Source organism: Sphingobacterium sp., from assembly GCF_039596235.1.
Taxonomy (GTDB): Bacteria; Bacteroidota; Bacteroidia; order Sphingobacteriales; family Sphingobacteriaceae; genus Sphingobacterium.
Genome location: NZ_JBCNKE010000012.1, coordinates 33432 through 48427 on the forward strand (window position 1 = coordinate 33432; position 14996 = coordinate 48427).

The 14996-nt window shown below is 40.0% G+C and carries 11 protein-coding genes; 5 read left to right on the plus strand and 6 right to left on the minus strand.

Going from position 1 to position 14996, the window contains the following annotated elements:
- Positions 1-215: 215 nt before the first annotated feature.
- The 4 genes from ABDW32_RS21740 to ABDW32_RS21755 all read right to left on the minus strand — a co-directional run bounded on the left by ABDW32_RS21740 (position 216) and on the right by ABDW32_RS21755 (position 6719).
- Positions 216-1154, minus strand: coding sequence for an aspartate carbamoyltransferase catalytic subunit (locus ABDW32_RS21740; protein ID WP_077438871.1), 939 nt, complete (start codon positions 1152-1154; stop codon positions 216-218).
- A gap of 97 nt (positions 1155-1251) precedes the next feature.
- Positions 1252-1815 (minus strand): bifunctional pyr operon transcriptional regulator/uracil phosphoribosyltransferase PyrR, encoded by a 564-nt coding sequence (gene pyrR, locus ABDW32_RS21745; protein ID WP_343565931.1) that lies wholly within the window; start codon positions 1813-1815, stop codon positions 1252-1254.
- Positions 1816-2169: 354 nt separating this feature from the next.
- The gene (locus tag ABDW32_RS21750; RefSeq protein ID WP_343565932.1) at positions 2170-3564 is read right to left on the minus strand and encodes an amino acid permease; all 1395 of its coding nucleotides are present in this window, start codon (positions 3562-3564) and stop codon (positions 2170-2172) included.
- 143 nt (positions 3565-3707) lie between these two features.
- Positions 3708-6719, minus strand: coding sequence for a DUF2723 domain-containing protein (locus tag ABDW32_RS21755; RefSeq protein ID WP_343565933.1), 3012 nt, complete (start codon positions 6717-6719; stop codon positions 3708-3710).
- Between the two features lie 801 nt (positions 6720-7520).
- Between ABDW32_RS21755 and ABDW32_RS21760 the strand changes: the two genes are divergently transcribed.
- The 4 genes from ABDW32_RS21760 (at position 7521) to pth (ending at position 10655) form a co-directional block, all read left to right on the plus strand.
- Positions 7521-8477, plus strand: a complete 957-nt coding sequence (locus tag ABDW32_RS21760) for a ribose-phosphate pyrophosphokinase (RefSeq protein WP_108635065.1) — start codon at positions 7521-7523, stop codon at positions 8475-8477.
- Positions 8478-8730: 253 nt separating this feature from the next.
- Positions 8731-9312: an outer membrane beta-barrel protein gene (locus ABDW32_RS21765; RefSeq protein WP_343565934.1), complete on the plus strand. Its 582-nt coding sequence runs from the start codon at positions 8731-8733 to the stop codon at positions 9310-9312.
- A 101-nt stretch (positions 9313-9413) separates the two neighbouring features.
- On the plus strand, positions 9414-10010 hold the full coding sequence (locus tag ABDW32_RS21770; protein ID WP_077438866.1) for a 50S ribosomal protein L25/general stress protein Ctc: 597 nt from the start codon (positions 9414-9416) through the stop codon (positions 10008-10010).
- Between the two features lie 81 nt (positions 10011-10091).
- Positions 10092-10655, plus strand: a complete 564-nt coding sequence (gene pth / locus ABDW32_RS21775) for an aminoacyl-tRNA hydrolase (RefSeq protein WP_343565935.1) — start codon at positions 10092-10094, stop codon at positions 10653-10655.
- 47 nt (positions 10656-10702) lie between these two features.
- On the opposite strand, the gene ABDW32_RS21780 is transcribed toward pth, so the two are convergent.
- On the minus strand, positions 10703-12940 hold the full coding sequence (locus ABDW32_RS21780) for a TonB-dependent receptor plug domain-containing protein (RefSeq protein ID WP_343565936.1): 2238 nt from the start codon (positions 12938-12940) through the stop codon (positions 10703-10705).
- A 4-nt stretch (positions 12941-12944) separates the two neighbouring features.
- A complete protein-coding gene (locus ABDW32_RS21785; RefSeq protein WP_343565937.1) occupies positions 12945-13307 on the minus strand; it encodes a BlaI/MecI/CopY family transcriptional regulator in 363 nt (120 codons plus the stop codon).
- 317 nt (positions 13308-13624) lie between these two features.
- Here ABDW32_RS21785 and ABDW32_RS21790 point away from each other — a divergent pair, with 317 nt between their 5' ends.
- Positions 13625-14995, plus strand: coding sequence for a hypothetical protein (locus ABDW32_RS21790; RefSeq protein ID WP_343565938.1), 1371 nt, complete (start codon positions 13625-13627; stop codon positions 14993-14995).
- The last annotated feature ends 1 nt before the right edge of the window (position 14996 follow it).

Consider the following 14996-nt stretch of genomic DNA (forward strand, 5'->3'; position numbering starts at 1 on the left):
TTTATTCATTTTACTAAATTATACTTTAATTGAGCTATTTTACACAAAAGTTATTAACATCTGTGCATAACCCTGTATTATAACGGAAATTTTGCACAAAAAATATGCCCGACCAAAAATAAAGTCAGGCATACTATTGTTGATTGAAGAACCTTGTAATTCGGTTATCCTGTATCGATCACACTGCCTTATTCGTTCCGTTACGGAAATGCCAATTAACCGCGTTGTCCAGCCAAGAGGTACAGTACGGCCATGCGGACTGCAACGCCGTTTTCAACCTGATCTAAGATAATGGAGTGCTCACTATCGGCCACATCCGAAGTGATTTCAACCCCGCGGTTGATCGGTCCGGGGTGCATAATGGTGATCGGTTTTTCCAAAGAGTCCAGGATTTCCTTATTTAAACCATATAACATGGAGTATTCTCTTAAAGAAGGGAAATAAGCGATATCCTGCCGTTCCAGTTGGATACGTAGCATATTTGCAACATCACACCAATTCAATGCTTTTCTCAGGTCATGCTCCACCTTCACCCCTAAGGAAGTAATATGTTTTGGAATAAGAGTCGTTGGCCCACAGACCATGACCTCTGCACCCTGTTTTTGAAGGCACAGAATATTGGATAGCGCAACCCGGGAGTGTGTTATATCACCTACAATGGCTACTTTACGTCCAGCAACATCACCAAAGCGCTCTCGGATGGAAAAAGAATCCAACAAGGCCTGTGTAGGATGCTCATGTGCACCATCACCGGCATTGACGATTTGTGCATCTACATGTTTACTCAAAAACACACCAGCCCCAGCATAAGGATGACGCATCACGATCATATCGACCTTCATCGCGAGGATATTATTGACCGTATCGATCAATGTCTCACCTTTACTTACGGATGAAGATGAAGCCGCGAAATTAACGATATCTGCAGATAGTCTTTTTTCAGCAAGTTCAAAAGAAAGCCGCGTCCGTGTTGAATTTTCAAAAAACACATTGGCAATGGTGATATCGCGTAAAGAAGGCACCTTTTTGATCGGTCTATTTAAGACTTCTTTGAAATTACTCGCTGTATCCAGAATCAATTGGATATCTTTTTCATTTAGATCTTTGATTCCCAACAAATGGCGAGTACTTAATTGTTCTACAGCAGATGACATTTTATAGTATATTCAAGTATTTACTAATCATTTTTTAATTGAAGTGTTCCCACAGTCCTTTAGATTCCACAGCTATTTTTAGCTAAACTGCTGAATGCTAATCACTGCCCGACGTTTTTTTGTCCGTTACCAGGATAATGCTATCCTGATCGTCAGACTCTTTCCAGTTCACAATCACTTTCTGAGAATCTATAGAATCGACCTGTATGCCAATATAATCGGGTTGAATCGGAATCTGTCTGGAGAACCGACGATCGACCAAAACAAGCAACTCAATTCTTCTTGCTCTTCCAAATGCCTGCACAGCATCCATCGCTGCCCGAATGGTTCGTCCCGTCCACAAGACATCATCAATAAAAATGACATCTTTACCTTCTACAATAAAATTGATATTTGTGCTATTTGCTAACAACGGACCAGCATTACCTTTCGTACGGAAATCATCGCGGTAAAATGTAATATCCAAATCACCGATCAGGATCGGTTTTTCGATCATGCGCTCAAGTTCTTTGACAATACGTTTAGCTAAGAAAGTTCCTCTTGGTTGAATACCTATGACGACAGCATTTGAAAAATCACCGTGATTCTCAATCAATTGACGACATAGTCTTTGAATGGTGATTTGAAATTTTGGTCCGTCTAATAAAATCGACTGTTTCATTATGGGAATGTTTGAGCAAAGCTACACTTTTTTTGACAAAAACTACCGCTTGTATGCCAATTAATTTCAACAATTCACTTCTATGTAAACAGGTCAGCACAGTATAGAACGACAAGCTATCAAAGCAATTCAACGACACTTGAAGCGTCCTTTAAGCAATAATATACTCCACCCATGCAGAACCTACTCACTGTTTTTTGTTACCCTGTATAAAACAAACGCTATGCAATCAGCAGCCGTATGAAAGCCCGACCGACAGTATACCTTTTCTATTTACCTCTTTGAATCCTACCCGGAAACACAACAGGTATTGCAATTGATACCGATACAAATCGACGCAACCATATCCCTACCTCAATCATTCTTCTTGTTGCCACGTGCAAAGAAGTACACCGGCACTCCGATTAATACCAGTATAAAACCGGGCCAGGTATACTGAGGTTTATAAATGATCAACAGCACACAAAATATAGTACCGATCAGCAGATAGATAATAGGTGTAATAGGGAATAAAAACGTCTTATAGGAACGTTCTATTTCTGGTTTTCGGACACGTTGAATAATAACTCCTAATACCGTAATCATATAAAAGATGACAATAACGAAAGAGATCATATCCAGCAAATTGCCATACTGACCGCTCAAACAGAGTAAGGAAGCCCAAATGCCCTGTAACCATAGTGACCGGGCAGGCACATCATATTTGTTATTCGGGATGGCCTGTTTTAAGAACAGACCGTCTTTGGCCATCGTTTGAAAAACCCGTGCTCCAGACAGCGCGAGACCATTGACACAGCCAAATGTAGATATCATGACTAAGATAGCCATTGCAATCGTACCGGTATGCCCCAGCATCTTTTCGGCTGCCGCGATAGCCACCCGGTCATTTGTCGCAAAAGCAATCTCTTCGCGGCTCAAAGCAGAAAGATAGATGTAGTTACAAGAGATGTACAATAGCATAACAAGGCTCGTTCCGATCACGAGCGCACGCACCACGTTACGCTGCGGGTTCACAATCTCACCTGACACGAAGGTCACGTTTTCCCAGGCAACACTACTAAAGACCGAGCCTACCATGGCTGCTGCCAGTGCTCCCATTAAAGCGCCGTCTGAAATCCCCATCCAGCCCTCGCCTTTCAAGTTCTGAAAAGCATCCCAGCTGTAAGCCATATTTTCGGAGAAATGATTTTCTTTAATCAGAAACAACCCACCTATGATCAATAAAACCAAAGCGATAATCTTTGCTGAGGTAAAAAAAGACTGTACCGACTTGCCGCTCTTGATGCCACGGGTATTGATATAGGTCAGCAGGAGGATCACTCCCATAGCGAGTATCTGTATCCAGGTAATCTTAAAGTCTCCACGTTGAAATATCGGTGCCGCATCATTCAATTGCGGAATCAGATAGGCGGTAAATTTACCAAAGGCAACCGCGACAGCCGCGATCGTACCAGTCTGAATAACGGTAAATAAACTCCAACCATATAAAAAACCTACAGGCTTGCCGAACACCTCAGTGAGATAGGTATATTGTCCACCAGCCTTAGGATACATGGAAGATAGCTCACCATAACAAATTGCAGCTGCTACCGTGGCAATGGCTGTCAACAACCATACGATTGCCAGCCAGTATCCTGAGCCCAGTTGCCGCATCATATCGCTCGACACAATAAAGATCCCACTTCCGATCATCGAGCCCATGACCAGCATAATCGCATCCCACAATTTCAGTTGACGTTTCATCATCATATCAGGTTGGTTTTATGCCGTTAAGCTAAGAAAAAATAATCAAAAAAAGAGCTGCCCTCAGCGACATCCTATTCAAAAGATTATTTTTTTTGAATAGGTGCAGCCCAGAGCAGCTCCTTATACTTTAAATACTGGTTGACTGATTATTCTACACCATATTGTTGTTTATACGATTTTTCGAGTTCAGTTACCTGTTGCAGCAATTGTTTCTCGGAAGTCGAAGCTAAAATACTCTTATATGCACCCAAAGCACGTAGGGCAGTTCCGATATTGGAATATTCCAGTTCCGCTTTCGTTTGTGCAATATCCTGGTACCAACGCATATTTTGCGTCATAAATTTCAGGTTACGAGTGACAATCTCATTAGCACGTTTATTTTCACCGGTTTCATATAATACGTTGATGATCGGAATATAGCCTAACACGTCGCGCATCAGGTACACACGTTTTGGCATCTTCTCGTACGTTTCAACAGCCACTTTACGGGCTTCATCTTTATGACCTTCCATCATTAACTGTGTCGCCGTTCCGCCCATCACGGTATTGGTGATCATGGTGATCATGCGGTAGGATTCAGGGTCCAAATAAGAAGCATTCGCCATATTACCCCATTGATACTTGGTGGTAATATCTTTAAAGGCCGACTGTGTATCCACTAAAGTCCCTTCAGCTCCCGCAGGTGCCGCGATCGGCATTAAGCGTAGCGCAAAGCCTTCCTGCACCAGATATTTATCCAATCCAAGGTAGTTGTCATTCGGAACAGTCGCCGCAAAATAAATCGGACGTTTCCAATCATTATTTAGCAACACGTTTAAGATTGACAACTCCGCTCTAGAAATATAATTTCTATTGTACGTCCAGGTCATGGTATCAACGATGGATTCCTGCCATGCTTTTGGAACAACATTGTTTTTCAGAACAGATTCTTTATTCACCGGAAGGCTAAAGTTTTTGGTCGGCAAAAAGTTTTCAAATTTACCACCGCGCAATTCCAGTTTATTTTTTTGGTCATCAGACAATAAGATCTGCATGACCAGATCAAGATCCACGTGCCCCGGCACCTTCATATCTTGATAATAAAGTACTTCACGAACACCTTTTTTGAACTTTTCGTCATCAATATTGATTGGTAATCCATCGGCCTGATTGACCTTTTGCTTCATCTGGCGCATATACCAGTCAGAGCTTAGAAGGCTCAGGTTGACAACCCGCACGTCGGGACGATAGTTTTCAACTTCTTGTACATACCATAATGGGTAAGTATCGTTATCACCATAGGTAAATAAAATCGCATTTGGCGCACAGGAAGCCAGGTAGTTTTTCGCTAAATCACGGGCTGTTGTTTTCTCCGAGCGATCGTGATCATCCCAGTTTTGAAATCCGAGCAATACGGGTGCACCTAATAAACAAGCTCCCGTAGCAATACCCGCCGCCATCTTGCCATCAACCTTTTTGCTTAGATAATCCGCAATAGCGAATACGCCCAAGCCGATCCATATCGCAAAAGCGTAGAATGAGCCTGCATAGGCATAATCACGCTCACGTGGCTGTAATGGACTTTGATTTAAGTACAATACAATCGCTAGACCAGTAAAGAAGAATAATAATCCCACAATTCCGGCATCACGCTGTCTTTTACCAAAATGCCAGAATGCACCGATCAAACCGATGATCAAAGGCAAGAAATAGTATTTATTATTTGAAGGATCCGTTTTTAATGAATCTGGGATAGCGTTCTGTCCACCTACATGCATCTGGTCAACAGGTTTAGCCCCTGAAATCCAGTTCCCCTCCGTGAAGGATCCTTGTCCTTGTTGGTCGTTTTGACGACCGGCAAAGTTCCACAAGAAATAACGGCCATACATGTGCCCGATCTGATAACTGAAGAAAAATTTCAGGTTATCACCAAATGTAGGGGACTGCCCCTCCGGAAGTTTTAGGTAATCTCGATAATATCCATCATGCCCATCACGGTTGCTATAAACACGCGGGAAGAACATCGTCTTATCGTATTTATAATCCATTCCGTTTTCTACTTTCGTGTATTTATCCTTGTCCTTTCGATAAGTATAGGTTGGCACGGCATCTACAACCTGTGCATCAAATGTAGGTCCGCTTAAAAGCGGTTCGCTCGCGTATTGCTCACGGCCCAAATAACTGACAAAAGAAAAGGCATTATCCGGATCACTATTATTTAAGGTAGGATTCGCTTTCGCGCGTACCATGATCATCGCGAAGGAGCTATAACCGAAGATGATAAATGCGGTACTGATCAGGATCAGGTTCAACATCGGTTTTGCTTTTTTGATCGAATACCAGATACCATACACAAAAAGAGCAACCACTAAGATCAAGAATAGATTAAATCCGGTACCGAAGCCCATACCTAAACTATTCACAAAGAATAAATCGAAATAAGCGGCTGCTTTGACGGTATACTGAATAATACCCCATAAAATCAGGGCCAGCACAACCACACCAATCAAAAATGCTTTAGTCGCACCCGAAGAAGTCACCGTTTTTGAACGTTTAAAATAAATCACTAGGGCAATAGCCGGAATGACAAGTAAGTTCAGTAAGTGTACCCCAATTGAAAGCCCCATCACATAAGCGATAAAGATCAACCAACGGTCAGACCCGGCCTCATCGGCGTGATTTTCCCATTTTAATATCCCCCAAAATACAACAGCCGTACAAAGCGAAGACATGGCATATACTTCAGATTCAACAGCGGAAAACCAAAATGTATCCGTGAAGGCATAAGCCAACGCGCCAACAGCACCCGAGCCAAATATTTTGATCAAGTCTGCTGAAGTATAGGACTCGCCGACTCCTTTTGCAACGACCTTCTTTGCTAGCGCTGTGATCGTCCAGAACAAAAATAAGATTGTCAGACCACTACATACAGCAGATCCCACATTCATCCAAAAAGCGATCCGAGTGACATCACCTCCGGCAAGATTGGAGAAAATGTTCTGAATCATTAAGAATAATGGTGCTCCCGGCTGGTGCACAATTTGAAGTTTGAAGGCTGAGGCGATAAATTCACCACAATCCCACCAACTCGTCGATCGTTCGGCAGTCATGACATATGCTACTGTTGCAATGAGCGCACATATCCATCCTAAAAGATTGTTGATTTTAGTGTAGTTCATAAAATGATAACTGTAAAAGTATTATAATACGGCTCGAAAATAAGGATAAGTTAATAAGAAATGAACTTTATTCTGATTTTTTAACACATATTAATTGAAAAAATTTCATTAGGCGATGCAATATTGGCTGTAAAGAAAGCCGAATAAAGGTTCCCATGCGCTTCATTAGACCAATAGCTGTACAAAAAAGCAGCATGCATAAAGATAGTTTTGGGACAAAACAAAAATTATTTCTTTGAAAATCAAGCTCAATGCACTTTACAGCACATTTTTATTTGCAGAAATAAGAATAGTCCGTATATTTGCATCATCAAATGTGAACGACATCATCACGATAACGAACACAATTGAATTGTTTGTCCGATAGTATAAGGGTAGTACGACAGTTTTTGGTTCTGTTTGTCTTGGTTCGAATCCAGGTCGGACAACAAACAATAGAAAAGGCTTGCAATTGCAAGCCTTTTCTGCGTTATATGCAAGGCTTATTATTTATTAAAAGGGTTTAGATTTTTTTTAATTTGAATTTTGATTTTTAAAACAAATCTCTATCTTTGCGTCGTCAAAAAGAAAAAAACGGAAACGTTGACTTTTTAGAGACATTGTCCGATAGTATAAGGGTAGTACGACAGTTTTTGGTTCTGTTTGTCTTGGTTCGAATCCAGGTCGGACAACTTTTAAAGTTAAGCGAATATGGATTGTGCAAACAATCCATTTTTTTTAATGTTTAACTTTAAAAAATATTAGGGAATAAAAATATTGAATAATCGACAATACAATAACCCAACATAAATATACAAAACCATGCCTTTGCAATTCAACACGGTTAAACTATTTGCAGGTTCTGGCACTACAGAACTGGCCGAAAAAATCGCACAATCTTACGGGAAACCACTAGGAGACAAAACATTATCGCGTTTCAGCGACGGTGAGATTCAACCTTTTTACAATGAATCCGTTCGTGGAGCCGATGTGTTTATCATCCAATCTACCAACCAGCCTACCGACAATCTTTTTGAGTTATTGTTGATGACTGACGCTGCAAAGAGAGCTTCAGCACATTATATTACGGCGGTTGTCCCTTATTTCGGTTTCGCAAGACAAGATCGAAAAGACAAACCAAGAGTTGCCATAGGCGCGAAAATGATTGCCAATCTGTTAACAGCAGCTGGAATTCACCGCATCATGACGATGGACTTACACGCTGCACAGATTCAAGGTTTTTTCGATATCCCGGTTGATCACCTTGATGGCTCCATTATTTTTGTTCCTTACATCAAATCCCTAAAACTTCCTAACTTGACAATTGCTTCACCAGATATGGGTGGATCATACAGAGCGCGTACTTTCGCTAAATTCTTTAATGCCGAAGTGATCATCTGTGACAAACGTCGTAAACGTGCGAATGAAATCGAGTCAATGTCTATCATTGGGGATGTAACAGATCAGGATGTTGTATTAATCGACGATATCTGTGATACAGCTGGAACACTTTCAAAAGCAGCAGCATTAATCATGGAAAATGGCGCAAGATCTGTAAGAGCGGTTTGTACACACGCAGTATTATCAGGCAAAGCATATGAAACAATTGAAAACTCGGTATTGTCAGAAATGATCGTAACAGACACCATTCAATTGGATCCTGAAAAAGCAAAACAATCCACAAAAATTAAAGTATTATCTACTGCTGATCTATTTGCGAAAGCAATTACAAGCGTAAACCAACATACATCAATCTCTGATCTATTTGACGTAGAATAGTCTTTTTAGTATTGAGTATTGAGAAAGTAGTATGGAGACTCTGGTATGCTAAGCCGACGGCTGACATACCAGAGTCTTTTTTATGTACTGTCTTTTGCGGTAGAAATAAAAGATCCCGGTTGCATTAGTCTAGGGCTTATCGCTTCCATAAGCAGGCTACTATCGTCTAACCAGACAGGATGACCGCCAAATAAATTTTATTGGGAGTATTTCTAAAAACCTTTTATATTAGTAGCTTAAACATGCTCGTCATATGAAATCTGTATTCTCATTCCTCTTATTTTTACTTGCAATCGGTCCTGGTGCACATGCACAAGAAGGCACATCGCGCTCCAATGCTTTAGCCATTCAATATGGATTAAGCACTGTGATCATCCCAAATGAATCTGCTGGAGCAGCTTCACTGGAAGGACATAGTCATTCCATCGGGTTGCTTTACTACCAAGATCTCTCTTATGATCTTGGACTGGAAACAGGTCTACGCTACAGTTTCGATGCCATGAATAAAAGTGGCATCAATGGCGAGGGCAAGCAATTTGACATCGACTATAAGGCTTCCTATATACATCTTCCGATCTTGCTGCAGTATAATTTCTTAAAAGTTCTTTTTGCCCAACTTGGACCGACGGTCAGTGTACAGGTACAGAATGAAGATAACATTAATAAATCCGGCGTCGGCCTCTGGGCATCATTCGGTGCCAAGCTAGAGAAAGAACGGTATATTATTAAGCTCAATCCTTACTACCATAGCCAGTCGATGATTGCCTTTTCGTCCAATTCCTATCAATCCCAACAAAACCTAGGGGTCAATCTAAGTGTTGGACTTAAATTTTAACTGATTATCCATTCAAAATCAACAGGATTGACAATTAATAAATTTGAATAATCCAAAAATTAGATTATCTTTGCACCTCAAAATTTATAAAAAATTAAAAGATGAAATCAATTGCTATTAGCGGTTCTGTAAGACAGAACGTAGGGAAAAGAGATGCAAAAGAATTACGTTACCAAGGTTTAGTACCAGCGGTACTTTACGGAGGAAAAGAACAAACTGCTCTTTCTGTATCCGCAGCTGATTTGAAACCAGTTCTTTACACTGCAGATGTTGTAATCGTAGAATTAAACATTGACGGTCAAACAAAAAGAGCTATCGTTCAAGACGCACAATTCCACCCATTGACTGACGTAGTTACTCACATTGACTTTTTAGAGTTATTTGATGATAAAGAAGTATCATTGAATATCCCTATCAAATTAACAGGAACTTCTCCAGGTGTTAAAATGGGGGGTAAATTAGTTCAAAAATTACGCAAACTACGCGTAAAAGCATTACCTGCTAACTTGCCTCAAGAAATTGAAGTACCAATGGAATCTTTAGAAGTTGGTAAATCATACCGTGTAGCTCAGGTTCAATTGGAAAATGCAAAAGTATTGAATAACTCTGACGATACAATCGTTTCAGTTATCATGTCCCGTGCATTGCGTCAAGCTGAACAAGAAGCAGCTAAAGCAGCCAAAGGTGGTAAAAAATAATCTGAACAAGATTCTTAAGATACTACAGAAAGCACCGAAATTCGGTGCTTTTTTGTTTGTTAAAATTTCTATTTTTGCGTCATGAATTATCTTATCGTTGGATTGGGCAATATCGGCAGTGAATATGCCGACACACGACATAACATTGGTTTTATGGTTGCTGATGAACTTGTTAAGCAAGCTGGTGCAAGTTTCTCATTGCTGAAATTAGCTTACTACAGTGAGTTTAAACAGCGCGGGCATAATGTGACGGTCATCAAACCGACCACTTATATGAACCTCAGCGGCAAAGCGGTCAATTATTATATGCAGCAATGTAAAGTGCCGATTCAGAACGTATTGGTGATTGTTGATGATCTGGCGATTCCATTTGGTTCTTTACGGATGAAACCCAAAGGCAGCAGCGCCGGACATAATGGCCTTAAATCCATCGAGCAGCTTTGCGGTGGACAGGTATATCCGCGTCTACGCTTTGGTATCGGAGATAATTACCCCAAAGGCAGACAAGTTGACTATGTCCTTGGCCCATTTGACAAAGACGAACAAGCCGAACTTCCGGCATTGATCGACCAGTCCGTTAAGATGATCCAAAGTTTTGTCAATATCGGCATTGAGCTGACCATGACCAATCTAAATACAAAATAAGAGGGATTAAAGTCCCTCTTATTTTGTATTCCCTACAGCAAATTATTTTACTCCCTGTTGCCACGAGCAGCTACAGCACGTTTTCGTTCGGCATCAAGTTCTGTCTTGATTATTTTCTTAATTTTACCGTCCAAAAAAGAATTATCTTTTTTTTCATTATCATTTGACTCAGCCGCTTTCTTCTTTGTGGTGACAATAATAACACCATTCTCTCCCGCTGCTCCATACAAGGCGGTTGCAGATTGATTTTTAAGGATTGATATCGATTCAATATCCGCGGCATTCAAATCATTCTGATCTATCGACTGTACTTGACCGTCCACGACATATAACGGAGCTTTCGATACACCACGGAGTCGAACGGTTTTTCTATTGCCTAATGGCTCTAAATTCACGGCGTCTGCCATTCTTCTTGCGCCAAATGGCGCTACTTTCGCTTGTTCCACATCTGTTTCGAATTTACCCGAGAATGTCATCGTTTTAGCAGTCGGCTTATCTTCGTTCTTTTTGTAAAAAAGAACCGGTAGCCTCTCCCCTACTTTATTTCCAGATTTGAGTTCTTTAGTCCCCCTACCGATCTTATCCGAATTTTCCCTGGCCCATTTTTTTGTGGTCACTTCAATAACACCATTTTTCCCTTCGCGTCCATGTTTTACCGTAGCTAGGGCATCCTTTATGACATTAATACTTTCAATATTATTCGGATCAACACCCTTCCTATCCTCGGAACTCATCTTTACCCCATCAATTACATATAGTACGCTATCTGTAGTACCATCCATTCGAATACCAATTGTAATTCCTTTTTTTCGAATTTCGTCCCTGCGCTCAGGCTTCATCTTCACCAAAACCACACCGTCTTTCCCAACATCACCATATTCAAGTGCAGCTGGCCCTTCTAGTACGGTCATTGATGCAATTGAGGTTGGATCAAAATCAGTTAGATTAAAGCTTGGACTTTGCAGAACGCCATCGACATAATACCGCATTTTTGCTCGTGCAGCATCTTGTTTTTGCTGCATTACAACCGAGTTGGCCAAAATTGCACCTTGAGAAATATCAATTGATGACTTGGTTCGATATTTAATTAGCTCATTATCATTCGAAGCCCAATAGTTCGCTAGTTTTTCTTCGGGATAAGCCAAAAAGTCTGCTTTAGACACAAGTTTATTATCAATAAAATATTTCAGATTCTTAGAAAAATCAATATCCGATCTCTTGATTTTTTTAAACTCACTGGCCCTGCCAGTTTTCACCTTAGGCACAGTATCAATCGCAATCTCGTTTGCTCCAAAAGCCTGCTGCAATAACTCACCCGCCTCGCCTGCCACCTTCACCGCTACAGAGCCATCAGCTTTCTCAAGCTTATCCAAAGTCAATATAGGCGTTTCTTTAGCTTTCTCTACTACCCCCTCAATACTATTCTCCGCTTTAGTAACCGTAAATGCTGCGCCCGCAAGCAAGAAAACAGGCAAAAGAAAGGCATATTTACTCAGTTCTATTTTGGATGACCTTTTCTTATTCATCATCATGATACGACGTTTTAATAGTTTAAAATTAAATTGATTACTCAATCCTATTGAAGTGCCCTTTTTGGACACATTCAACAGGCTATATTGGTACGTCTGTCTGTCAATTCCTTTATTGAGTACCTGTTGATCAGTCAGAAACTCCAAATTTTGGCGAATGGCCCTGCGCATGAACCAAACGAAAGGATTGTACCAACAACATACCAATATCATTTCAAACAATAAAATATCCAAACTGTGAAGGCCTTTCACATGAATATCCTCATGCTTAAAAATATCGATCAGTTCAGCATCCATATGCTGTCCTTTGTTGACATAAATTTTGTTCAGAAAAGAAAAGGGAACAATAGGAATAAATACATTGCGAAAAAAATATGTTTTCCATTGATCCGCAGTAGAATGAAAATGAATCCGCAGTAAACTCAACAACTGAAATAGAAACTTTAAAAACAATAAGGCTGCCCCCAAAATAAAAACCATCCCGACCAATCCGGCCAAAGTAAGCTTTTCCTGTGCGGCATGGTCCTCCATATAAAATGAAATCTGCTCACCAACCACCCCCATGTCCAATCCACGCTGTACGAACAAGGACTTTAAATCCAAAAAAGGATACATAAAAGCAAATAATCCGCCTATTAAAAAATAACCTCTATTTAACGAATAGAATGTCAAACCTTTCAATAGTCCCGCATAGCCCAAGTAGATGATACTCAACAACAGATTGGCCTGTATGATATAGGTAAGTAGATTTTCCATCGTATTAAGATTTATTGTTCTTGATCATATCCATGATCTCTTTTAGCTCATCGGCGGTCAGTTTTTCCTCCTTCACAAAAAAAGAAACCATCTCTTTGTAGGAATTCCTGAAATAATCGCCAACAAAGGAGTTCATAAACTTGGCTTTATAATCCTGCTCACTGACCATCGGTTCATAACGTTTGGCATTTGCATACCGCACAGCCTTCACAAAATCCTTACGCTCCAAATTCTTAACTGTTGATGCCAAGGTCGTATATGGCATTTTCTCGCCTTTGATATTATCTAAGATTTCTTTAATAAAACCTCCGTTTAGGCTCCAGATAGATTGCATTGCCTGCTCCTCTTGTGCTGTTAACTTTTCCATGTCTTAAATCTTTCTTTACTATTCTTTTACTAATCTACGAATAATTCGTAAATACCAAAAATATATTATTATTTATCTTATATCCCTGCTCCACAGGTGATAGGGACAGTATTTTCTGTAACATTACAATAGTTTCCTATTCCCGACGCATTTAAAATCAATCCCATCGAATATAAGTTGACCTGTCAAAAATTTGCTATTCCTTATTTTTTATTTATAACTTTCGGCTGTAGATCATATTCTCCCAACATAGGAATTCCATTTTGGCAGAAATGAAATTTAGACAGCAGAGATTAAAAACAAATACAATAAGATAAATGGCCAAAAGTATCAAAGCGATCAAATGTCCCCACTGTGGCAGCATAAAAGTCAGCACCATACGCCCCGACTATTATAAATGTGACAGTTGTGGAACCGAGTTTTTTTTAGATAGCGACGATATCAATATCAATCACAATTACAACTATCCGCGCAGCAATCCAGATCAATATAAAGCAATACGTATTGTACTATTTGCCATTGTTGGTTTTATCGCGCTCATGTTTTTAATCGGAGCTTTAAGTGCCATTTTTTCCAAAAAACCTGAACCGAATTATTCGACTTATACTTCGTCCAACACAGCTGACAAAAAAGAAGAAGCCATTACGCTGGAATGGAATTACGCCTCAAACGAATTATTTTTGGACAAAAACAATATCCCCCACGTTGTCGTGGTGGGCAATGTCCGGGATTCTAAAGCGAGATTTGACGAAGCCAAAGACAATAAAGTCTATATCGGATTATTTGATCCCAAAACGGGCAAAAAGGAATGGATAAAGCCATTGATGGATACTCCTGTCGAATTATCGAGTAGTGACGTTAAATTACAGGTGTTTGAAGACCAAAACCTATACATCATCGTAAAATCCAAGTATATCTATCAATTGGACAGAAATAGCCTCACCTACAAAAGTGTCCTTGAAGATTATGTCAAAGATGCACCTTCACTTAGCACGGGCATTGCCAAAGTTGAGTTTAAGTACGAAGATTATGGATCTTCTTATCAAATCATAAATAATGAAGGGCAGAATCTTGCTTATTACCCTTTAATCAATAAATCTATACCGGATAAGCAACTTTACGATGAAAGAAGGAAAAAACTTCCTAATCCAACAACAAAAACTGAGTTCACTTTTTCAAGTATATCCAGCTATTACCCCGAGGAAAAAATTCAGTTAATCCAATACAGTTACCAATATCAATATGGATTTCCCAAAGATAGTCCACGCTTTTCCTGGGATAAAGATTATGGCAGGTCAGGCATTTTTACAGACCGCGATCCTTACAAAAAGGTATTGATCAATTCATGGCAATTTAAAGGGGCCCGTTTGATTAGTTTTAAAGACTTTACCCCAGGACGGCTCTATTTTCAGCCGGTAGTGATCGCTCAAAATAACAAAACGCTATTGATCGCTTACAAACCGACACCGGCGGAAGATGATCCTTTACAAATCCAGCTGTTGGATATTGCGACGGGTGCCATACAAAAAACGATCACAACAGACCTCAAATCCATCTATAAAAATGGTTATCTGTTAAATGACGGCTTCATTGTCAAAAGTTCAAGCGATTACTATTATTTCGATAATAGCGGAAAACAAATCAATAAATTCGAAGGGTATAATCCCAAGTTCGACACATTAAATTAAA